General features: G+C 30.9%; 21 protein-coding genes, 1 pseudogene and 1 other annotated feature. Of the genes and pseudogenes, 15 read left to right on the top strand and 7 right to left on the bottom strand.

Going from position 1 to position 20680, the window contains the following annotated elements; genetic code table 11:
* Positions 1–33: 33 nt before the first annotated feature.
* Positions 34–1500, bottom strand: a complete 1467-nt coding sequence (locus GC105_RS08765) for an alanine/glycine:cation symporter family protein (protein WP_152803780.1) — start codon at positions 1498–1500, stop codon at positions 34–36.
* 320 nt (positions 1501–1820) lie between these two features.
* On the opposite strand from GC105_RS08765, the gene GC105_RS08760 reads away from it, so the two are divergent.
* The 5 genes from GC105_RS08760 (at position 1821) to GC105_RS08740 (ending at position 6416) form a co-directional block, all read left to right on the top strand.
* Positions 1821–3104 carry a DUF1576 domain-containing protein gene (locus GC105_RS08760; protein WP_152803778.1) on the top strand — a complete coding sequence of 428 codons (1284 nt, stop codon included), beginning with the start codon at positions 1821–1823 and terminating at the stop codon, positions 3102–3104.
* 1 nt (position 3105) lies between these two features.
* Positions 3106–3444, top strand: coding sequence for a hypothetical protein (locus tag GC105_RS08755; RefSeq protein WP_152803775.1), 339 nt, complete (start codon positions 3106–3108; stop codon positions 3442–3444).
* Between the two features lie 517 nt (positions 3445–3961).
* Positions 3962–4753 (top strand): MerR family transcriptional regulator, encoded by a 792-nt coding sequence (locus GC105_RS08750; protein ID WP_152803772.1) that lies wholly within the window; start codon positions 3962–3964, stop codon positions 4751–4753.
* 12 nt (positions 4754–4765) lie between these two features.
* A complete protein-coding gene (locus GC105_RS08745; RefSeq protein WP_246169801.1) occupies positions 4766–5674 on the top strand; it encodes an ABC transporter ATP-binding protein in 909 nt (302 codons plus the stop codon).
* Between the two features lies 1 nt (position 5675).
* Positions 5676–6416, top strand: a complete 741-nt coding sequence (locus GC105_RS08740; RefSeq protein ID WP_152803770.1) for an ABC transporter permease — start codon at positions 5676–5678, stop codon at positions 6414–6416.
* A 96-nt stretch (positions 6417–6512) separates the two neighbouring features.
* Here the strand turns inward: GC105_RS08740 and GC105_RS17465 are convergent, their stop codons facing one another.
* Positions 6513–6647 (bottom strand): hypothetical protein, encoded by a 135-nt coding sequence (locus GC105_RS17465; protein ID WP_281350101.1) that lies wholly within the window; start codon positions 6645–6647, stop codon positions 6513–6515.
* 232 nt (positions 6648–6879) lie between these two features.
* Here GC105_RS17465 and GC105_RS08735 point away from each other — a divergent pair, with 232 nt between their 5' ends.
* From GC105_RS08735 to GC105_RS08725, 3 genes are all read left to right on the top strand, one after another.
* Positions 6880–7104 carry a hypothetical protein gene (locus tag GC105_RS08735; protein WP_152803768.1) on the top strand — a complete coding sequence of 75 codons (225 nt, stop codon included), beginning with the start codon at positions 6880–6882 and terminating at the stop codon, positions 7102–7104.
* Positions 7085–7396: a YbjQ family protein gene (locus GC105_RS08730; RefSeq protein WP_152803766.1), complete on the top strand. Its 312-nt coding sequence runs from the start codon at positions 7085–7087 to the stop codon at positions 7394–7396. Before GC105_RS08735 ends, GC105_RS08730 begins: the two co-directional genes overlap by 20 nt.
* Before the next feature lie 100 nt (positions 7397–7496).
* Positions 7497–7733, top strand: a complete 237-nt coding sequence (locus tag GC105_RS08725) for a hypothetical protein (RefSeq protein ID WP_152803764.1) — start codon at positions 7497–7499, stop codon at positions 7731–7733.
* Positions 7734–7798: 65 nt separating this feature from the next.
* Here the strand turns inward: GC105_RS08725 and GC105_RS08720 are convergent, their stop codons facing one another.
* Positions 7799–8404, bottom strand: a complete 606-nt coding sequence (locus tag GC105_RS08720; RefSeq protein WP_152803762.1) for a class I SAM-dependent methyltransferase — start codon at positions 8402–8404, stop codon at positions 7799–7801.
* A gap of 361 nt (positions 8405–8765) precedes the next feature.
* Here GC105_RS08720 and GC105_RS08715 point away from each other — a divergent pair, with 361 nt between their 5' ends.
* The gene (locus GC105_RS08715) at positions 8766–10166 is read left to right on the top strand and encodes a C40 family peptidase (protein ID WP_193708339.1); all 1401 of its coding nucleotides are present in this window, start codon (positions 8766–8768) and stop codon (positions 10164–10166) included.
* A gap of 129 nt (positions 10167–10295) precedes the next feature.
* Here the strand turns inward: GC105_RS08715 and GC105_RS08710 are convergent, their stop codons facing one another.
* Positions 10296–11627 (bottom strand): cysteine desulfurase, encoded by a 1332-nt coding sequence (locus GC105_RS08710; RefSeq protein ID WP_152803758.1) that lies wholly within the window; start codon positions 11625–11627, stop codon positions 10296–10298.
* A complete protein-coding gene (locus GC105_RS08705; protein ID WP_152803756.1) occupies positions 11614–12546 on the bottom strand; it encodes a family 2A encapsulin nanocompartment shell protein in 933 nt (310 codons plus the stop codon). The genes GC105_RS08710 and GC105_RS08705 overlap by 14 nt, the downstream gene beginning before the upstream one ends.
* Before the next feature lie 239 nt (positions 12547–12785).
* On the opposite strand from GC105_RS08705, the gene GC105_RS08700 reads away from it, so the two are divergent.
* Positions 12786–13223 carry a MarR family winged helix-turn-helix transcriptional regulator gene (locus GC105_RS08700; RefSeq protein ID WP_152803754.1) on the top strand — a complete coding sequence of 146 codons (438 nt, stop codon included), beginning with the start codon at positions 12786–12788 and terminating at the stop codon, positions 13221–13223.
* A 164-nt stretch (positions 13224–13387) separates the two neighbouring features.
* Entirely contained in the window at positions 13388–14878 is a 1491-nt protein-coding gene (locus tag GC105_RS08695) for an MATE family efflux transporter (protein ID WP_152803751.1), read from the top strand.
* A gap of 214 nt (positions 14879–15092) precedes the next feature.
* Here the strand turns inward: GC105_RS08695 and GC105_RS08690 are convergent, their stop codons facing one another.
* Positions 15093–15767, bottom strand: a complete 675-nt coding sequence (locus GC105_RS08690) for a DUF421 domain-containing protein (RefSeq protein WP_207706964.1) — start codon at positions 15765–15767, stop codon at positions 15093–15095.
* A gap of 326 nt (positions 15768–16093) precedes the next feature.
* Between GC105_RS08690 and GC105_RS08685 the strand changes: the two genes are divergently transcribed.
* Complete coding sequence (locus GC105_RS08685) at positions 16094–16624, top strand: TetR/AcrR family transcriptional regulator C-terminal domain-containing protein (protein ID WP_152803747.1); 531 nt, start codon at positions 16094–16096, stop codon at positions 16622–16624.
* An 89-nt stretch (positions 16625–16713) separates the two neighbouring features.
* Positions 16714–16943, top strand: a binding site (T-box leader).
* A 64-nt stretch (positions 16944–17007) separates the two neighbouring features.
* On the top strand, positions 17008–18231 hold the full coding sequence (gene tyrS / locus GC105_RS08680) for a tyrosine--tRNA ligase (RefSeq protein WP_152803745.1): 1224 nt from the start codon (positions 17008–17010) through the stop codon (positions 18229–18231).
* 118 nt (positions 18232–18349) lie between these two features.
* On the opposite strand, the gene GC105_RS08675 is transcribed toward tyrS, so the two are convergent.
* The gene (locus GC105_RS08675; RefSeq protein WP_152803743.1) at positions 18350–19537 is read right to left on the bottom strand and encodes an HD-GYP domain-containing protein; all 1188 of its coding nucleotides are present in this window, start codon (positions 19535–19537) and stop codon (positions 18350–18352) included.
* Between the two features lie 272 nt (positions 19538–19809).
* Here GC105_RS08675 and GC105_RS17235 point away from each other — a divergent pair.
* Both GC105_RS17235 and GC105_RS08670 read left to right on the top strand, forming a co-directional pair.
* Positions 19810–20107, top strand: a pseudogene (locus GC105_RS17235) (DDE-type integrase/transposase/recombinase); the annotation flags it as partial.
* A gap of 147 nt (positions 20108–20254) precedes the next feature.
* Entirely contained in the window at positions 20255–20662 is a 408-nt protein-coding gene (locus tag GC105_RS08670) for an RrF2 family transcriptional regulator (RefSeq protein WP_152803741.1), read from the top strand.
* The last annotated feature ends 18 nt before the right edge of the window (positions 20663–20680 follow it).

Here is a 20680-nt window from a genome sequence, read left to right as displayed (position 1 = left end):
ATAAATATTATTACACCAGTTTTAATTAGAAGATTATAAATTTTTAGCCTGTTCTTTGTTTATATCAGGGTATACCGAAAGTAACGGCTTTCCTTGACTATTATCATTTTTAATATTTCTATTAATATAGTCTTTAGTAATTTTGATGACCGTACCTGAAAGTAATAGAACAGCAATTAGGTTAGGTATTGCCATAAGTCCATTTAGTGTATCTGAAATAGCCCACGCTAAATCTAAGTTCATGGTTGCTCCTATTACAATAAACACGATAAAAATTGATTTATAGATAATAGTTGATTTTGCACCAAATAAATACTCTGTAGCCTTTGTACCGTAAAATGACCAGCCTAATACGGTAGAAAAAGCAAATAGCAAGATTGCAAGAGAAACAAACTGTCCAGCAAAATTACCAAATCCATCGGCAAAAGCGGCACTTACGAGTGGAACACCTTCTAATCCTGTTTCATGGACGCCAGTGGAAAGAATCGCAAATGCAGTCAGAGTACATACTATCATGGTGTCAAAGAACACTTCGAAGATCCCCCACATACCTTGAACAACCGGCTCTTTTACGTCTGAAGCTGAATGAACCATTACCGATGAACCCAAACCAGCTTCATTAGAGAACACTCCTCTTTTAAAACCCATTGTTATAGCTTTTTTAATAAGCGTTCCACTAATTCCTCCTGCTACTGCATCAAAACCAAATGCACTAGTAAATATATTTGTAAATATACTTGGAATTTGACTAACATTAACTACCATTATTATAATACCTCCAATAATATATGCTAATGCCATAAAAGGAACGATTCTTTCTGTAACTTGTCCAATCCTTTTTATTCCGCCTACAATTACGAGACTTGCAAGTAATGCTAATGTAAGTCCAGTAACTAATGGTGGAATGTTAAAAGAACTTAAGAGTGCACCAGAGATAGAATTAACTTGCGTCATATTTCCTATGCCAAAAGATGCAAGCATACAAAAAATAGCAAAGATAACTGCAAGTGGTTTAGCAACATAATGTAATCCTTTTTTGTCTTTCAATCCATGTTCTATGTAATACATTGGGCCACCAGCCCATTCATTAGACGAATTTCTTTTACGATAATAAATTCCCAAAACATTTTCAGAGAAATTAGTCATCATTCCAAAGAAAGCTGATATCCACATCCAAAATATTGCTCCAGGTCCCCCTACAGTTATAGCAGCAGCTACACCTGCGATATTTCCAGTTCCAATAGTGGCTGCAAGTGCCGTAGAAAGAGCTTGAAACTGAGAAATAGATTTTTTATCATCTGTTTTCGTTACAGATCTCTTAGTAAATATTGCTAAAAACGTCTCTTGATTTACGAGCTTTGCTTTTGTAACTTGAAAAAAATTGGTCCTAACTGTCATGTAAACACCAGTACTTATAATAAGAACCAACATTGGAATACCCCAAACTAGGTTGTTTACTTGTTCGTTTACTAATTTAACTGATTCAAATAAATTGTCCATTTTACCTCCACCATATAATTTAAATTTTTCGTATAAAGTAAAAATACTATTAATTATACCATATTAGACATACAATATGTATAATAGACATTATTGTGGTAAAATTTTCTTCAAATTTGATAAAATTTTGCTAATTAATTTAGTAAAATATTCGTTTTTTTTGACTATGAATTACTTATATTCAGTGTAGTGAATATTCATAGTTAATTTAAACAACTAGATCATGAAAACCATTACATATAAAACAGTTTAACTTAATATGAAATTATATGTTATTCTATAAATAATTATAAAAATAACTATTAATAAGGTGGTGACTAATGGAAGAATATAATGAATTTATAGAAAAAGATTTACATAAAGAGAATAAATTATTAATATTAAGTATATTTCCAATTTCATTTTTAATATTTGGTATTGTTTATTCTTTTTATGAGTACACAGGAATTGACGGGGTAATAGAAGGACTACTATTTATCTTTATTTCACCTACAACTCTCCTAACAGATTTTCTAAAAGTAGGTGGTATAGGAGCTACATTTCTAAATGTAGCTATGATCGGTTTTTTTAATCTTTACATTCTTAAGCACTTTAAGTTAAGAATAAATGGATTATTAATTGCAGCATTCTTGACTGTCATAGGATTTTCTTTTTTTGGTAAAAATGTATTAAATATAATGCCGATATTTTTAGGAGGATATCTATATAGTCGTTACCAAAGAATCCCCGTAAAAAACATTGTGTTGGTTATTATGTTTAGTACTGCATTGTCGCCTATCGTAAGCGAGATTACATTTGGGGGATTTTTTCTACCAGGTTATAATTACATTATGGGTACAATTATCGGTGTATTGATAGGTTTTATTATAGTTCCACTTTCTTCCCATATGCTAAAATTTCATGATGGTTTTAATTTATATAACATCGGATTTACTGCGGGAATTATAGGAACAGTTTTCACAAGTTTTCTTAAGAATTTTAATAGAGATATACTTCCAGTCAGTATTATTTATGAACAACAGAACATATTTATAATTTTATTATTACTTGCTTTATTTATTTATTTAGTTTTAATTGGTTATTTTATTAATAAAGATGTAGTAAAACAATATCCTAGGATATTAAGAAGCAAGGGAAGACTGATTACAGATTTTACAGTATTAGACGGTTATGGTGTGACATTCTTTAATATGGGGATTCTTGGTTTACTAAGTCTAACTCTAGTTTTATTATTAGGTGGTACTGTTAACGGTCCTGTAATTGCAGGTATCTTTACTATTGTAGGTTTTGGAGCTTTTGGTAAACACCCTAAAAATTGTTATCCCATTATTATTGGTGTATTATTATGTGGATTATTATATCAGATGGACTACTCAAGTACTAGTTTTATAATAACAGTTTTATTTTCTACAACAATTGCTCCTATAGCTGGAACTTACGGTGTAATTATAGGAATTTTATCAGGTGGGTTACATTTAACCCTTGTAAATAATGTTGGTATTATTCACGGTGGTATGAATCTATATAATAATGGATTTTCAGGTGGTATCGTTGCAAGTTTTGTAGTGCCAATGATAGATGCATTTAAAAAGGAGAGCCAATAAGATGAAACATGAGTTAAAGAAGGTATGCCGAATTGTAGATGAGATGTTAACACTGCTGCTACATGATACAACTGAAGTAGATTTTAAAATAATCAATAGAGATGAAAAAGTAATTATACATATATTAGGATATAATACTAAATTTGATGACGAGTATATTGATACGTTGAAAATAATATTAAACAAGCAACGACAGGCTGAAGTAGAAGAATACTATTGGCAGTTAGCCGGTGAAACTGAAAGTGATGAACTCGTACTTGTTAGTGCCATGGTAGACCATGCTACAGTAGAAAAACAAGATGGGAATTTGTATATAGAATTAATAAGATTATATACATAATCTTCATTTACTTAAAGATCAGTCGTGAAAACTGAAAAAACACATATACAAAAATACTCTTTCTTATAAACCTATTATAATTCTAAGATAGAGTATTTTTATTTGCTAAAAAAATTGATTAGAAATTAATAGAATATTAACCTTCATAAGCCACTAAAACACAACCTAATTCAGATTCTATTTCCTTAAGCTTTTCTTGTTCTTCTTTTGTAAGATTTGCTATTTCCACTTTAAATCCTCCTCCTTTACTCATTTTTATTGTTGTATTTTATCGCCACAATTAACATCTTATTATTTATTGATAGTAATTTAGATAATAATATTATTATTTACTTGCAGATAATTATTCATATTAATTTAAAGTTTCATTAAGTTAAACTTAATAGATTATGATTTCCTTACATCTTATTATTTTTGCCTAAGTAATGAGTAAAGGTAAGTTTTTTTAAATAACTTAAAAATTCTTGCTCGTTACGCTACGTTATATTATACAATCAGTTTAAGAGGTGAACAAATTATGGATTCTAACAAAGAACTATTAAGTGTCGGGGAATTAGCATCTAAGTGTGGGGTTACTGTTCGGACGCTTCAGTACTATGATACACAAGGATTGCTTAAACCCAGCAAGTATAGCGAAGGTGGTAGGAGAATGTATTCCTTAAAGGATGTTGTATGCCTACAACAGATATTATTTCTTAAATCACTAGGATTTTCACTTGAAGAAATTAGAGATCAACTATTGCCAACAGACTCCTCAGAACAATTAATAAAAGTTTTTATTCGTCAGAAGGACATCATAAACCAACAAATTCAACACATGCAGCTTAACATGAAAACTCTTGAGCAGGTAATTGAAGAATTATCCCATAATCAAAATATTGATATTAAGAGACTTATTGCAGTAATAGGCTCAACTCAACAGAATAATCCCTATACTTTCATGGTTAGACACATGGATGAAAATCAAATGGATTACTATATAGAACAAGCAAATGGAGATAAAAAATTCCATGAGTTTAATGAATTACTAAAGGAACTTACTAACGAATTAATTGAACTTTATAAAAAAAAATCCGATCCAAAGGAATTACGAATGCAAAGTTTAGCAAAAAGATGGTGGAATATAATACTAGAAATAACAAATGGTGACCAACATCAAATACAGAAAATATTTAATGTTGGTTCAAATGAAAAGCTATGGCCTGAAGATTCTGTAGAACTAAAAGAAGCTATGAACCTGCTAGGGTATGCCCTCAATGTATATTTTGAAAAGCAAAACATAGATATTTCTAGTTATATGAAAGAATGAGGAGTGAAATTCATGATTGAAACAATGATTTCAGTAAATAATCTACTAAAAAAATATAATGGAGTTCCAGTAGTTAACAATCTAAATTTCTCTGTGCAAAAGGGAGAGGTATTTGGCTTACTAGGACCTAATGGTGCAGGTAAGACAACAACTCTTGAATGTATTGAGGGTATGCGAAAATCTGATGGTGGAGAAATAAACATTTCAGGATTTAATATTCAACAACAAGAAAAAGAGATTCGTAAAATACTTGGTATACAATTACAAGTAGCCTCGCTACCAGAGAACTTACATCCTAAAGAAGCAATGCAATTAATATGTGGTTGGAATGGTCAACAAGTTCGTTTAGATCTGCTTAAACGATTTGGTTTAGAAAGTCTTTCAAACAAACAATATGGACAAATGTCAACTGGACAAAAACGTCGTTTGCACTTAGCACTTGCATTAGCATGCAATCCAACTATTGTAATTCTTGATGAACCAACTGCAGGTCTAGATGTTCAAGGTAGGGCAGAACTACATGAAGCAGTAAGAGAACTTAAAGACAAAAACACAACGATTATTTTAGCTACCCACGATATGTCAGAAGCCGAATCACTATGTGACAGAATAGCAATTATGATCCAAGGTCAAATAGCCACAATTGGTACACCAGCACAAATTACCTCTGCTGCACGACGTGAAACTAGAATCACACTACTAACACAAAATAATAGCTTATTACCAGGACATGACATAGGTGATGCACATTTCTCAAAAGAAAAAGATGGCTACGGTGTTTGGACTAGTAAAGACACAGCAAATGCAGTAATAGCTTTACTTAACAATGTAAGACATAATGAAGATAAAGTAATAGATCTACGTGTAGAGCGTCCATCATTAGAAGAAGCTTTTCTAGATTTAATAGAAGGAGGCCAATAGTATGAATATTCTATTTCGTCATCTGATAATACAGTTTAAAATTGATATACGAGACAATGGAACACTTATGACTTATTATTTTGTCCCTTTACTTTTTTATTTCGTAATGGGCGCAGTTTTTTCATCAGTAAACCCAATATCTCGAGAAACACTAGCTGCCAGCATGACTATATTTTCTGTAACAATGGGAGCTGTCCTTGGTATGCCTGCGCCAATTGTACGAATGTATGAATCTGGTGTTCTACGAGGTTTTAAAGTTTATGGTATACCTGCTTGGGCTGTCTTTTTCATACAAGGGATTAGTACTGGATTACATTTAACGATAGTATCCCTTGTTATTTTCTTTACTGCACCTTTATTTTACGGAGCAAATATAGTAGTAAATATACCTGCATATTTTGTCACCCTTACTGTTTTACTATTTACGATGTTGGCAATCGGTTTATTGATAGGGGTTTTAGCTCGTAGTCAATCTGTAGCGATGATGCTATCACAAGTAGTATTTCTTCCTACTATGATGTTAGGGGGCATTATGTTTCCAGCTGAATTGTTGCCAGAACCTTTGCGTATTTTAGGTCAACTATTGCCAGCAACATATATTATGCAAGCTTTTACTGACTCTGCTTACAATTTACATACTACTTTATCGACTATTCCAGCCTTAATCATTACACTTGGAATTGGATTTATAGCCATAATATGTTCTATCATTAGATATAAAACTATAGCTCGTTCTCTCTAATGATAAAATAATATCTAAATTATGTTTCAGGTATCTCTCAATTATAAGTATAAGTCAAAAGAAATTTTTCTTTTGACTTATACTTTGTAAATTATGTTAATTTTGTTTTTCACACTCTCCATAACATGACCAATCGCATTTTTTACAATTACAAAATTCTTTAGTTGATTTTTTAAAATTAATATCACTTCCACAAATTGGACAAGCAGCTATTTCTAAAGGGCAACTCAATATTTATACACCTCCTACTAATTTGATAAATTAATATCATTATGATTTATATTCATTTTATCATAATCTATTATAATTCGCTTTAATAAAGTGAAACTTTAGATTATTAAAATCCTATATATAATTATTATAAGATATTAATTGAATATATTTACCATAAAATATATAATTAAAATATATACTTTTTTTATGCTAGTAAACAAATATAATATTTAGAAGAGGAGATATGCCTATGAGTAATTCATCAAAAAAATTAGTTGCTCCAATTATTATTACACTACTAATAATAATATATATGATCGCTTTATTTATAACATGGTCTTATATAAGCCAAATGTTTTTGAGACTATTAGGTTCCCTTATTTTACTTGTACTTATGGGTGTTAGCATTTATGTATTAATTGAAAGAATAAAAGAAATAAGGAGTGGTGAAGAAGATGATCTTAGTAAATACTGATTATATTTCTGGAAAAGAATTTGAAATGCTTGGAATTGTAAAGGGAAGTACTATACAAAGCAAAAACGTTGGTAGAGATATTACTCAAGGCTTTAAGACTTTAGTAGGTGGTGAATTAAAAGCATATAATGAAATGATGAATAGTGCTCGAGCTCTGGCTACGAAGCGAATGGTTGAAGAAGCAGAATCAATGAATGCCGACGCTATTGTCAATATTCGTTATGCTTCAGCAGCAATTATGACAGGAGCTGCCGAAGTAATGGCATATGGAACAGCAGTAAAATTTAAATAAACAACACCAATTTTTTATGTAGGTATTTAATAACTGGATAAATAAAGACAAGATTCTCATATTTTATTACTATGTAATATAAACTAAAGGAGTGTTTGATATGGAAGCGAGATTGCAAGTTTTACATGACTTAGATTTAAATTTAGCTATATCACCTAAAAGGTATAAGAATATGCATAAAGTTGAGAATGATTATCTATTTAAAATTCTAGAAGAAATGGCAAATAATAATCTGATTTGTTATACACCAGTTGAGGATACGCAGAATTTTGAAGGTTTACTTAAAGATATTTCTATTACTAAAGAAGGTCGTAAATACTTAATATCTAATATTTAACGTGATAAGATAAAGTAGGGAGTATATTGTTTATGCTTCCTACTACTTTATCTTCCTTTCAAAACTTATTTCTTACACACTGCTACCATTAAATAATATTTCTTATTAGGCTTTGGGATTTCAATGGAATAATTATCTTGATGATACATAGTGATAGATGAAAAAGGTTGAAGTACCTCTAGAAATTCTTCTTCTTTATATTGATAAACATGGAAAGGGCTTGAACATGGAACAGATTTACCTTTACCAAAAGGTGTAGATATGATTAAAGTTCCATCTTCATTTAATAAGTTATATAGATTATTAATAAATTGTTGATCTTCTCTAAAATGCTCTATAGTCTCAAAACTAGTTATAGTGTCAAAAGTACCATATTTTTGTTGTAAGTCTAAGTGTAATGCATTATCAATATAGTATGAAGTATTTGGGTAAGAATAATTTGCTTTTGCATACTCAATGCTATCTTTGCAAATATCAATCCCGATTAAAGAAGAAATATTCTCGTTATCATCTAAAAGCACCTTACTTCCATAGCCTACTCCACATGCAATATCTAATACTCTTCCTTTTCCATATTTTTTTGCAAACTTATATCTATTAATATGTTCAATTAACATCCCATTATTTGAATTCATTAACTTTGGAATGACTCGTTCTCCAGTGTACTCCATTTTTTTTCTCCTTCTCAGTTACAAACTTTATATTGTTAATTAAATAGTATTATACGTAACTTTTCTATACCATTCAAGTTATTAAATAGTTTAATTTTAAAACTACAAAATTAGCAAGCTATTTAACTGCTTCGTCATTAAGGTATTGCGAAAACATATTTTCGACACGTTGTATCACGTGAACTAATATTCAATAGGGGATGAAGCAAACTTCTACTGAATAATGTTTCACTATATTTACAATAATATAGGATTTGTAACTAAGTTGTAAAAAAGTGATTGTATATATCTATCTATAATGTTACAATATTTATATCAGAAAATATTAGCTCGAAGAATTAATGAAAAGGGGTTAATGCCAATGGATCATTTGAAAAGTTATATTGGGAAAATTAACAATCGCAAAGTATTAATCATCTATGGTGTTGTTACAATCATTATGACAATGGCACTTTTGATATATCAGAATACTTTTTCATACCAACTCCATCTCAACGATGAGTTGATTGGAACAATTAGTGAAATGTCTATTGCAGAAGATGCTTTGATTTCAATAGAAGAACAGATATCAGCTGAATTTGGAGCAGAAGCAAATTATGAATTTGAAACTACTATAAAAGAAGTTAGAGTACCTAAAGATCAAATTATAGATCAAGAGGAACTTGAAAATCTTATTTATGATAACTTGCAAATTTATAAACCTGCTGCTGTTATTTTCCTAGATGGTAAAGAAATATTAGCTTTAGAAACAAAAGAACAGGCTGAAAGTATACTAAATCATATTAAAGAACCTTTTGTAGAGAAAATAGATCAAATTAAAGGTAATGTGGAAGTATTAGATATCTCTTTTAATCAAGATATTGAAATCGCTATGAAGGATGTTCCTATAGAAGAAATTTTTTCTACTGAAAAAGCTTTAAATGAGATAGAAAAAAGTAAAGAACAAGTTCAAACATATGAGATTGCCTCAGGTGATAATGCCTGGAATGTTTCAAGATCTTTTAATACAGCAGTTAATAAGTTACAGGAAGCTAATCCAGATAAAAGCCTTGAAGATTTAATGCCAGGAGATAAAATAAATTTAGTAGTTGAAAAGCCATATATTGATGTAACTGCTACTGTAAAACAGATTACTCAAGAAGCAATTGCTTTTGAAACCGAAAATGAAAATTCATCATCTTTATATACTGGTGAGACTAAAGTAAAACAAGAAGGTAAAAAAGGTGAAAAAGAAATAACCAAAGAAATAACTTATTTAAACGGAGCAATCGACAGTCAAAAGGTTATAGACGAGAAAGTAATAACTAAGCCAACCAAAAAAATTGTTCTAGTTGGTACAAAATCTCGACCAGTTGTTGCGAGATCAAAATCAGTGTCAACTTCAAGAAGTTCAGCACCAACGTACAAAGGTAATGTTGGATCAGCTATCGTTTCAACAGCTAGACATTATATTGGTGTTCCTTATGTAAGCGGAGGTTCATCACCTTCTGGATTTGATTGTTCAGGTTTTACTCAGTATGTATATAGACAATATGGTATTAGTCTACCTAGAACAAGTGGAGGACAAGGAAGTGTCGGAGGATTTGTAGCACGAAGTGATTTGAAACCTGGAGATTTAGTAGTTTTCTCAGGTCATGTAGGTATATATGTAGGGAATAATAGCTTTATTCACGCACCTACCCACGGAAAACGTGTACAAATTACATCGTTAAATAGCGCTTATTGGCGTTCAAAATATATCTCAGGTAGAAGAGTTTACTAATTCTAAATAAATTATGTATTAGTAAAGAATAAAAATAAAATATTTACAATAAATAGCCTAGGAGCATATTGATATCATCATCAATGAGTCCTAGGCTATTTTTACATTATAACAATATAAATTACTGATCTAATACCTTGCAATTTTAAGCGTAGATCCAACGAGTGCATTTATCTCTTCTATTGTGTTATAAATACCTATTGATGCACGTACAGCACTATTTAATCCGTATCGTTTTAAAACAGGTTGAGCGCAGTGATGTCCTGCTCTTACTGCAATACCATCGTTATTAAGAAACTTCGCCACATCTTCTGGTGTTACACCTTCTAATATATACGATAAAACACTAGACTTATTCGAAGAAGTACCTATTAATCGAATAGAAGGTATTTGAGAAAGTTGATCCATTGCATAAGATGTTAATTTTTTTTCATGTAACTGAACACGCTCAATTCCTATATTATTAATATATGCTATAGCTTCCCCTAAACCTATAGCATCCGCAATATTTCCTGTTCCAGCTTCAAATTTGTAAGGCAAGTCATTATAAGTTGTGGTTTCAAAGTTAACATCTTTAATCATGCCACCACCTCTTTGCCAAGGGGTCATTTCTTCTAATATAGCTTTTTTACCATACAATACACCTATACCGGTAGGTGCATATATTTTATGCCCAGAAAAAACGAAAAAGTCTGCATCTAATTCTTTCACATTTACTCCAATATGAGGAATAGATTGTGCTCCATCTATTAATACAGGAACATCTATATGATGTGCCATCTCAATCATTTTTTTGATTGGATTAATCGTTCCTAGAACATTTGACAGGTGAGTAATCGCAACTATTTTAGTACGAGAAGTCAATAATTTTGCATATTCTTCCATGATTATTTCACCACAATCATCTATTGGAACAACCTTGATAATAGCTCCTTTTTTTTGTGCAAGTTTTTGCCAAGGTACAATGTTTGAATGGTGCTCCATAACACTTATTATTATTTCATCTTCTTTTTGTATTTTGTCGTCTCCAAAGGTTTCTGCTACTAAATTTATAGCCTCTGTTGTACCTCTAACAAATATTATTTCTTCACAAGAATCCGCATTAATAAATGATCTTATTTTTTCTCTTGCTCCTTCATATGCTTCTGTAGCGATCTTTGCCAAAGTATGCGCTCCACGATGAATATTGGAATTATATTCGCTATAATAGTTATCAATAGCTTTTATTACACAATTAGGTTTTTGCGTAGTAGCTGAATTATCTAGCCACACTAATGGTTTTCCATTTACCCTTTTTTGAAGAATAGGAAAATCTTTTCGAATAAGATTAATGTCAAGTTCTTGATTCCCATATGGACCGTTTATCTTTTTAGTATACTTTGAAGATCTATACTCAGGTAAAAAATAATAGTCGTTACTTTTTAATTTAATAGTACCCTCATTGTAATTAGTCGTAATCATGATATCTTCCTACATCTACGTTTTCCAACATACCTAAGGAATCATCTGTTAATACGGCAGCTCCAAAATATAAAGTCATAATATAAGATGCAATACCCATACTATCTATTCCACCAAAGTGAACTGATAAGCTTGGAATATGACATTCTCCAGGCAAACCTTGTTGATGTAAACCAATTACTCCTTGTTCTCTTTCACCAACTCGCATTAATAATATATTTGTCGTTCCTGTGTTCTTATCTATCTCTAATTTATCACAAGGTAATATAGGCACACCTCTCCATGTCAAAAATGGTGAACCATATAAATTTATAGCTACTGGAGGTACTCCTCTTCTAGTACATTCTCGGCCAAAGGCTGCTATTGATCTAGGGTGAGCCACAAAAAATGCTGGCTTTTTCCATACTTTAGTAAGCAATTCGTCCATATCATCAGGGCTAGCTGACCCGTTTCTAGAACTAATTTTCATAGATGGGTCTACAGAAGCAACTAGACCAAACTCGCTGTTATTAATTATTTCCCATTCTTGCTGTTCTCTCATTGCTTCAATAGTAAGTCTCATTTGTTCTTGTTTTTGATTAATAGGAGAGTTAAATAAATCTGTCACCTGTCCATTTAACTTTAGTACAGTTTGTACAATGCTTAAAGTATACTCTCTTGGTCTAGGATCATAATCTGGAAAAGAGTGAGGAATATTATGTTCCTCTAGATTATTTGTAAATACCTCTGGTTTTGCTTCTCTTGTCACCTTATTAACTCGATATATTCCTGCCTCTGTGGAAACCCACGGAAGAAAAGTAAGGAGCCATCTAGGAGTTATCGCCTCCATCATAGGTACAGAAATTGTTTTGTTAGACAATCGTTTAGCCGCACTAGGGCTTAAACTATATTGATTAAATGTATTATCAAGTAAACTCATATTAACACCTCTCATGTATAATTTTAGAGCATTTCATCCTACTCTAGATAAACTTCGAGTTCTATACAATATACTCTTATCATGTTGTATTTGTGATTAAAACAGTACATTTTATGAGACAATATAAAAAATAAATATTATTACAAAATTGACATTTAAATTACATTATTTAATTAGAATATTGACTATCATAAAACAAAATGTTATAATTCAAACTAAATACCTTTAAGGAGAATACTATGCCTACAAAAGAAACTAAAATAGCTGAATTGTCCGAAATTTTACCAATGTTTATCAGTGTATTGTTAGAAGGGTCTGATATTAAAAGTGAAGTCAAATTAAACTATAGTGAAGAAAAGACGCTACTTTTCCTAAACAAACACGAAGGCAATCAAATGACAGACTATTGCAAAAAAGTTGGACTTACAAAAGGCTCGTTTACTAGCGTAGTAGATCTATTAGTCAATAAAGAATTAGTAGAAAGAATATCTATGTGTAACGATAGAAGAAAATATGCTTTAGTACTTACTAAAAAAGGGAAGGGTGTGGCCCAAAAAATTGATACAGAGTATAAAAAGCATATTTCACAAAAAGTAGCAGCTTTAAATGACGAGTCAATTTCAGAATTATTATATGCATTAGAGATAATTAATAATACTTTGGATATGTTAAAATGATTTATCCCGCATTAACAGGCACTAAGACTCCTGCCTTAGGTTGCGGGCTTCTAACTTCACTTTATTTTATGATAGGAAAGTTCGACTAGCGCTTATGATCAAACTTTATTATCATACTTGATTAAAGCGTCGAAGACGCTATTCTTTTGAAAGGATTTGATTTAATGAAAAAAGTAAAAAATACTGACATGAAACATGATCGCACATTCATATTAGATTCCATGCCAGTTAATAAAGCTATTAGAATGTTGGCTATCCCAACTATGGTGGCAATGTTAATACAAGTAATCTATAATATGACTGATACGTTTTTTATTGGAAAATTAAATGACCCTAATATGATAGCTGCTATATCTTTATCTATGCCAATTTTTATGATTATTCAAGCATTTGGTAATATATTTGCTATAGGAGGCGCTTCTGTTATATCTAGATTCCTGGGGGAGGGTGAAAAAGAAACGGCAAGTAAAGCAGGTTCAATTGCTTTTTGGTCTTCCTTTGTTACATGTACAATTGTTTCGATAATAGGCTTTTTCTTTATGGAACCTATTTTGATTTTCTGTGGTGCAAGTGCAAATACAATTGGCTTTGCAAAAGGTTATTTATCAATAATGTTAATTGGAAGCCCATTTATTGGTATGCAAATGGCTATGGGTGGATTATTGCGTTCAGAAGGTGCAACAAAAGAATCGATGATTGGAATGATGGCTGGATCTATAATAAATATAGCATTAGATCCAATATTTATTTTATTATTAAACATGGGAGTTGCAGGTGCTGCTCTAGCTACAACTATAGGTAACATTTGTGGATTTATGTATTACATAAGCTTTTACTTTAAAAAACGTGGAGTAATATCAATTTCACCGAAACTATTTAGCTTTGATAAAAAAATCTATACTGGAATTTTCAAAATAGGTATACCTGCCTCTATTGGTATGGTTTTAATGAGTATAGGCTTTGCTATATCAAATATGTTTGCAGCTAGTTTTGGAGATGAAGTAATCGCTGCAAGTGGAGTGGTAATGAGATCTACAAATATTTCAGTTATGCTTGCTATAGGTTTAGCACAAGGCTGTCAACCTCTTATGGGATACAGCTATGGTGCTAAAAATTATAAACGTTTATTTGAGACTGTGAAAAAAGCAATAACAGCTGGCACGATTATTTGCACCGTATTTGCAGTAGTATTCTTTGTATTTGCAGATACAACTATAAGGATATTTATAAACGATCCTGTAGTTATAGATTTAGGAGTCAAAATTATAAGAGTATTTGTATTGTCTATGCCTTTCTTAGGTTTGCAGATGGTACTAATGACCATGTTTCAATCCCTTGGCAAAACAGTTGAATCATTAGTTGTATCTCTAGGTAGGCAAGGTTTATTTTTTATACCTGCATTAATAATCTTTAGTTCACTATGGGGATTTGAAGGATTTATCTTTGCTCAACCAATAGCAGATATTGCTACTACCATACTTTCACTTTCACTGTTCTTCTTTATGAGGAAAAAACTTCACATGACATCTAACGATATTATAGAAGATGATCTAGTTGTAAATGTTAATGATAATAATCTAGATAATATAAACGATCATGTAACTGAGAAAAATACGAGTCCAAAACCTGGAGTATTATTAGAAGGGAACGAATAATAGATTATAAGATGAAATAGTTATTTAGAATTATAGAGAAGCTATATGTTAAAAATGTAGGTGGAATAATAGAATTCACAAAGTATAAGTTATGATACAAGGCCGCTATAGATTTCTACATAGCGGTAATTACCACCTCATTTATAAATAATTTGTATCCTTTTATGTCTTTTGCATTTTTTTACATGTTCAATAATGCATTTTCAATATTATATCAACTAGTCTTTTTTGTTTTGGGTACTATATGCAATCCTTCATCTTGCTTCCATTCAGCATAAAAAATATCCTTTACTTTCTCAACACCAAACATATTCATCTCGTTTATCAACCACTCTCTATTAAATCCAATACTCTGTAAATTATCATCTAAAATTTCTCCATCAAGTATTAAATTTATTGGTAAATATACTGATTTATAAGGTAAACTAAAATCTTCAGATGTAGGATTGTCGTATTTAGATTTTTTTAATACGCTTATATTTCCACTTTGCTCTAAAATAGCAAATTCTATTTCCCGTATAGAGAATGCATCTTTCTGCCTTAAAATACTTAACAATTCATTAATATCAATATGTTCTCTTTTAATAACGTTAAAATCTATTTGTCCATTTCTGATAATTATTGCAGGTTCTCCTTCTATAATTTTTCTTGTTCTTCTAAATTTTTGTGTAATTTTTTCAACGATCATTATTAAAAATGCCCACAGTGATAAAGCATAAACAATCATACCTATTTTAATTTTATCATCAAAAACGGCATTACCTAGTAACTCACCCATTACAATGGCTGATATGAAATCAAATGGAGTAATCTCATTAATTTGCGTCTTCCTCAGAATTCTTGTAACAACAAGCAAAGCAAAAAATCCAAATGTCAATTCAATTGTCAATTGAAAAAATGGCGACTCAGTCACGATTTTCACCTTCTTAAATAAGTCAAGTTTGAACAAGTACGTAATTAAAGTAGGTTTGATATTCATTAGATTTGCATCAAGTTCAAACTTTGATTATTATAAGTATCGTCTAAGTAGATATGTTTATACAATTATTATAAATTTAATATCTATATCAATCAGTTAACGATATAATTATCTAAAATAACAAGAAGTGTAGGAATATTAAGAAGTATGGTAAAAACAAGCTCCCAGACGAATGGGATGAGTTTTGCAGATTAATTAGAAAGATATTATTAAATTTACTTATGGAGAGATTTTAAATGAATACAAAAAATATATTTGCAGAATCCCTTGAGAGGTTGCTGAAAAAAAATAACCTTGATGATATTCAAGTTAGTGAGATAGTATCAGCAACATCTCTCTCAAGGAAAACATTTTACCGTCATTTTAGAGATAAATATGACCTTACTAGCTGGTACTTTTCTCAATTTTACGAGGACAGCTTTGGTCGTATTACAGACAATCTTAATTGGGAGGAAGCATTACTGCGTTATCTTGAGATTTTTGAAGATAAATATCATATTTTAAAAAACGCTTATGAAAGCAGAGATACTAATGGGCTTCGAAATTTTGATATTAATGTTACCAGAATAACATATGAAAAATATCTATTTTCTAGAAGTGTTGATATAACATCTGAAATAATGCAATTTGCAATCGATATTGCTTCTCGTGGTGGTACTGACATGGTTATCGAATGGCTGCACAGTGGTATGAAAATGGACAAGAAAAAACTTGTGGAATTACTTAAGAGGACCTTACCAATAGATATCTTAAAGCATATTAATTAAATATAACCTCCATTTCATGTCACACATGTGTCATTCTGTGACTTTACATTCAAATGTACCTATATTATACTTTACATTAAATTAAATCAATTAAGGTTATGAAGGGAAGTAGTAGTTCACAATAACGTTATTCAGAGAGCAACCAGTTGGTGGGAGGTTGTTGACGCACTGAACGAATACATCCTGGAGCCGCTACCTGAACTTTTAGTAAGGAATGATGGACGTGCCCAATATAGCACAGGAGTGTATTTTCACTCGTAAAGGGAAATTCTGTGAGGAATTTCTAAATCAGAGGTGGTATCGCTATTTTGCCCTCTATTCCTATTGGGAACAGAGGGCATTTTTATTTATAAAATAAAAAGTTATAAAAAGGAGTTGTAGTAATGAAAATTTATGAAGAACTGATATCACGCGGCTTGATCGCTCAGGTTACCGACGAAAAAGAAATTAGGGAACTCGTCAATGATGGCAATGCGACATTTTATATCGGATTTGATCCAACAGCAGATTCTTTGCATGTTGGTCATTTTGTAGCCTTATGCCTAATGAAGCGCTTGCAGATGGCTGGAAACAAACCTGTAGTTCTGTTAGGTGGTGGGACAGGATATATCGGTGATCCTTCAGGTAGAACAGATTTACGTTCCATGATGACTCCTGAAACAATTCAACATAACTGTGATTGTTTTAAAAATCAGATAGAAAAATTCATAGAATTAGATGAAGATAAAGCAATCATGGTTAATAACATAGATTGGCTCTTAGATTTGAACTATGTCGAATTACTTCGTGAAGTTGGATCACATTTTTCTATTAATAACATGTTGCGTGCCGAATGCTATAAACAAAGAATGGAAAAAGGCCTCTCATTTTTGGAATTGAACTATATGATTATGCAGTCGTTTGATTTTTATCATCTGTTTATAAATCATGGTTGTAATATGCAGTTTGGCGGTGATGACCAATGGTCTAATATGCTTGGCGGCAGGGAATTGATTCGTCGTAAATTGGGCAAGAATTCTTACGCAATGACAAATACTCTACTAATGAATTCTGAAGGTAGTAAAATGGGTAAAACAGCAAAGGGTGCAGTTTGGCTGGATCCTAACAAGACGTCTCCTTTCGAATTCTACCAATACTGGCGAAATATTAATGATGCTGATGTATTAAAGTGCATACGTATGCTCACATTTTTACCTCTTGATCAAATTAATGAAATGAGTAAATGGGAAGGCAGTCAATTAAACGAAGCTAAGGAGATCTTGGCTTTTGAATTGACCAAGTTGGTCCACAGTGAAGAGAAAGCAAAAGATGCGAAAAGTTCTTCTCATTCTCTATTTATAACAGGAACAGATGATTCTAATATGCCATCTACTGAGATAAGCAAAAATCAATTGGTTCATGGTGTTATTAACGTTATAGAATTGATGGTTGAATGTAAATTAACCACTTCTAAGAGTGAAGCAAGGCGCGTGATCCAACAAGGTGGATTATCAATAAATGATATTAAAGTCGACTCTGTTGATCTATGTATCTCATCATTAGCATTAGAAAAAGGAATTAAAATACGTAAAGGAAAGAAGAAATACCATAAGGCGTTTATGATTTAACAATTAGGAAATTTTAACATAGAAAAACAAGATATAATATTCTAAAGTACTATACTAAAATAAATCTAGTTAATTGTTTTTTTGGTAGTGTAATTAATCTTGTGTCTATGGTAAGAAATTAATCCTTTATAGATAAATCAACTACTTTGCCATTTTCTAGTTGTACAATGGGTAAGTGAGGTGAATCAATATAATCAGTGAAACCAATAATAACGCCTGTTTGATTATTTGTAAGGCTATAGGTCTGACCTAATTTCAAATAATTGGTTCGATATATAAATAATTTTACTATATCCTTATCAAATCTACCTTCTGTATTTTCAAGAATAGCATTCACCGCTTGTTGAGGAGAAAGATAAGTATCAGAAAAATATCCATTTATTATAACATCATAATGATGACATATATGAAGAATTCTACCATATAGGCTTATTTCTTGACCTACCTTTTTATTTGGGTATCCTGTACCGTTGTAGAACTCATGACTATCTAATATGCCGTATATAATAGATGTTCTTCGTAAATAGGGAGAGCTAGATGTGATATCGGAGAATGTTTCTAAATGCTTTTTTACAATTGAAGTGCTATTCTCAGAGTGATATATTTTCGAAACAGTTTCTTTGATGTTAATGAATCCTGCATTTGAAAATAAAGAGGCAATACACAAGTCAATTAAATCATTATCATTTAATTCTAATACTAACCCCATTAATAAAGCAATACAAGTAACGTTAATACTATGGATCATTAAAGTATTATCGGTATTTCTTATCTCTTCTAACCAGATATGAAAGGATTCTTCTGTAATTAACAAATCTAAGAAATCATTTTTAATTTTTTTTGTACGTCTTTTTAAATACTCTGATTCTAAAACATTTTCCATATTATTCCACAAGGGCATCTTAGAGAAAATCTCTGAAAACAAACGATTTACATTAGTAGTATTTTCTTCTTGGAAAGAAGAGTGATTTTTATATTCTGTAGGCATATACGAATCAATCTCTATATTTTGCATATAGTGATATTTGTTAAATATTCTGAAAATTTCTTGAATGTCCTCAATAAAATTATCTGTTTGAAAAACTTTATTATTAACAAAATTATAAAAATCACTCGTATTATTCACAACTAGAACCATGGCATTTTCTGATATTTGCTTTTTTATGATTTCTATTGTTTTTGGTAATAGTTCTTTGTTTTTATTAATTAACATTAATCCATCGGTGCGATAAATTGGATGTAATATGATATCCCCAGGAAGTATATTTTTAACTTGCTTTTTAATATAGATTGTTTTTAGATTCATGTTTAATCCACCTTTTTAATAACTCATACTATATAGTATCGTATGGCAAGTTTAAATTATTAATAGAATTACAAAACATTTTAAAAAGCTATAGAGGACAAATCTGTATTTTTAGCTGTTTAAACTTAAAATAAAGTGAAACTTTATTCAGTAGGGATTTTCTTCATCCTCTACTGAATATTAGTTTTCTCGAAACAACTAGCCAAGCAAAAATATATTTTCCTAGTAACTGTATAGTTATTAAGTTACGCAAATGAAAGTTTGCTTTCATTTATGCAGCTGTAGTTAGTGACCTAACATACGTAAAAGTAAACAAGCAGTGGAATTATGTGTGTATATTAGTCGATCTATTTAACAGGGAAAAAATTCGTTATAGTGCTGGTCTACATAAGGATGCACATCTTGTTTACAGAGTGTTAAAACTAGACTTGATAACATTACTCTTTTTCATACAGATAGAGGTAGCGAATTCAAAAACAAAATAAAGTCTTGGAAACCTTTAAAATCGGGAGTTCATTAAGCTTTAAGAGATGCCACTATGACAATGCTGTAGCTGAAGCTACCTTTAAACATTTACTAAGGACTATCACTTTGAAAGCTTACAAAAATTAAAAAAATGGTAAGATAATCAAATAATTTATTGACAAGATAAAGTCAAGGGTTTATTATAAAACTATACCAAATAGGTATAAATTAAGCACACCGGTGGAAAAAACTATGAAAATAACGCAAGAAGCGGATTATGCACTAAGAATTGTATTAAACTTATCAAAATTAGGTATGGACAATCGGATAGATGCCAAAAGCTTATCTGAAGAAGAAAGGATTCCAACTAGATTTACTCTGAAAATATTGAGAAAACTTACTCAAGGTGGGATTACCAGGGCGTATAGAGGCGTTCATGGAGGGTATGCACTAAATCAAAATCCTCAGGATTTAAATTTAAAAATTGTCATTGAGCTAATCGATGGTCCTATTTGCGTGAATAGATGTGTCTATGACAAAGAGTTTTGCAATTTAAAAAGGACGAATCATTGTAGCATACATCATGTTTTAGGAGAGGTAAAAGATCTGTTAACAGATAAATTAGAAAGTGTTAATTTTAAAGATCTTTTGGAGAAGTAAAAAAATTTTAAACAAAAG

Source organism: Alkalibaculum sporogenes (assembly GCF_009362815.1).
In the GTDB taxonomy this organism is placed as follows: domain Bacteria; phylum Bacillota; class Clostridia; order Eubacteriales; family Alkalibacteraceae; genus Alkalibaculum_A; species Alkalibaculum_A sporogenes.
The sequence above is the reverse complement of the archived record's forward strand: the minus strand, read 5'-3'. Positions and strand labels throughout refer to the sequence as shown.

Coding starts and splice junctions, on each gene's coding strand:
- GC105_RS08765 (WP_152803780.1), bottom strand. CDS start 1,500: ATGGACAATTTATTTGAATCAGTTAAATTAGTAAACGAACAAGTAAAC.
- GC105_RS08760 (WP_152803778.1), top strand. CDS start 1,821: ATGGAAGAATATAATGAATTTATAGAAAAAGATTTACATAAAGAGAAT.
- GC105_RS08755 (WP_152803775.1), top strand. CDS start 3,106: ATGAAACATGAGTTAAAGAAGGTATGCCGAATTGTAGATGAGATGTTA.
- GC105_RS08750 (WP_152803772.1), top strand. CDS start 3,962: ATGGATTCTAACAAAGAACTATTAAGTGTCGGGGAATTAGCATCTAAG.
- GC105_RS08745 (WP_246169801.1), top strand. CDS start 4,766: ATGATTGAAACAATGATTTCAGTAAATAATCTACTAAAAAAATATAAT.
- GC105_RS08740 (WP_152803770.1), top strand. CDS start 5,676: ATGAATATTCTATTTCGTCATCTGATAATACAGTTTAAAATTGATATA.
- GC105_RS08735 (WP_152803768.1), top strand. CDS start 6,880: ATGAGTAATTCATCAAAAAAATTAGTTGCTCCAATTATTATTACACTA.
- GC105_RS08730 (WP_152803766.1), top strand. CDS start 7,085: ATGATCTTAGTAAATACTGATTATATTTCTGGAAAAGAATTTGAAATG.
- GC105_RS08725 (WP_152803764.1), top strand. CDS start 7,497: ATGGAAGCGAGATTGCAAGTTTTACATGACTTAGATTTAAATTTAGCT.
- GC105_RS08720 (WP_152803762.1), bottom strand. CDS start 8,404: ATGGAGTACACTGGAGAACGAGTCATTCCAAAGTTAATGAATTCAAAT.
- GC105_RS08715 (WP_193708339.1), top strand. CDS start 8,766: ATGGATCATTTGAAAAGTTATATTGGGAAAATTAACAATCGCAAAGTA.
- GC105_RS08710 (WP_152803758.1), bottom strand. CDS start 11,627: ATGATTACGACTAATTACAATGAGGGTACTATTAAATTAAAAAGTAAC.
- GC105_RS08705 (WP_152803756.1), bottom strand. CDS start 12,546: ATGAGTTTACTTGATAATACATTTAATCAATATAGTTTAAGCCCTAGT.
- GC105_RS08700 (WP_152803754.1), top strand. CDS start 12,786: ATGCCTACAAAAGAAACTAAAATAGCTGAATTGTCCGAAATTTTACCA.
- GC105_RS08695 (WP_152803751.1), top strand. CDS start 13,388: ATGAAAAAAGTAAAAAATACTGACATGAAACATGATCGCACATTCATA.
- GC105_RS08685 (WP_152803747.1), top strand. CDS start 16,094: ATGAATACAAAAAATATATTTGCAGAATCCCTTGAGAGGTTGCTGAAA.
- tyrS (WP_152803745.1), top strand. CDS start 17,008: ATGAAAATTTATGAAGAACTGATATCACGCGGCTTGATCGCTCAGGTT.
- GC105_RS08675 (WP_152803743.1), bottom strand. CDS start 19,537: ATGAATCTAAAAACAATCTATATTAAAAAGCAAGTTAAAAATATACTT.
- GC105_RS08670 (WP_152803741.1), top strand. CDS start 20,255: ATGAAAATAACGCAAGAAGCGGATTATGCACTAAGAATTGTATTAAAC.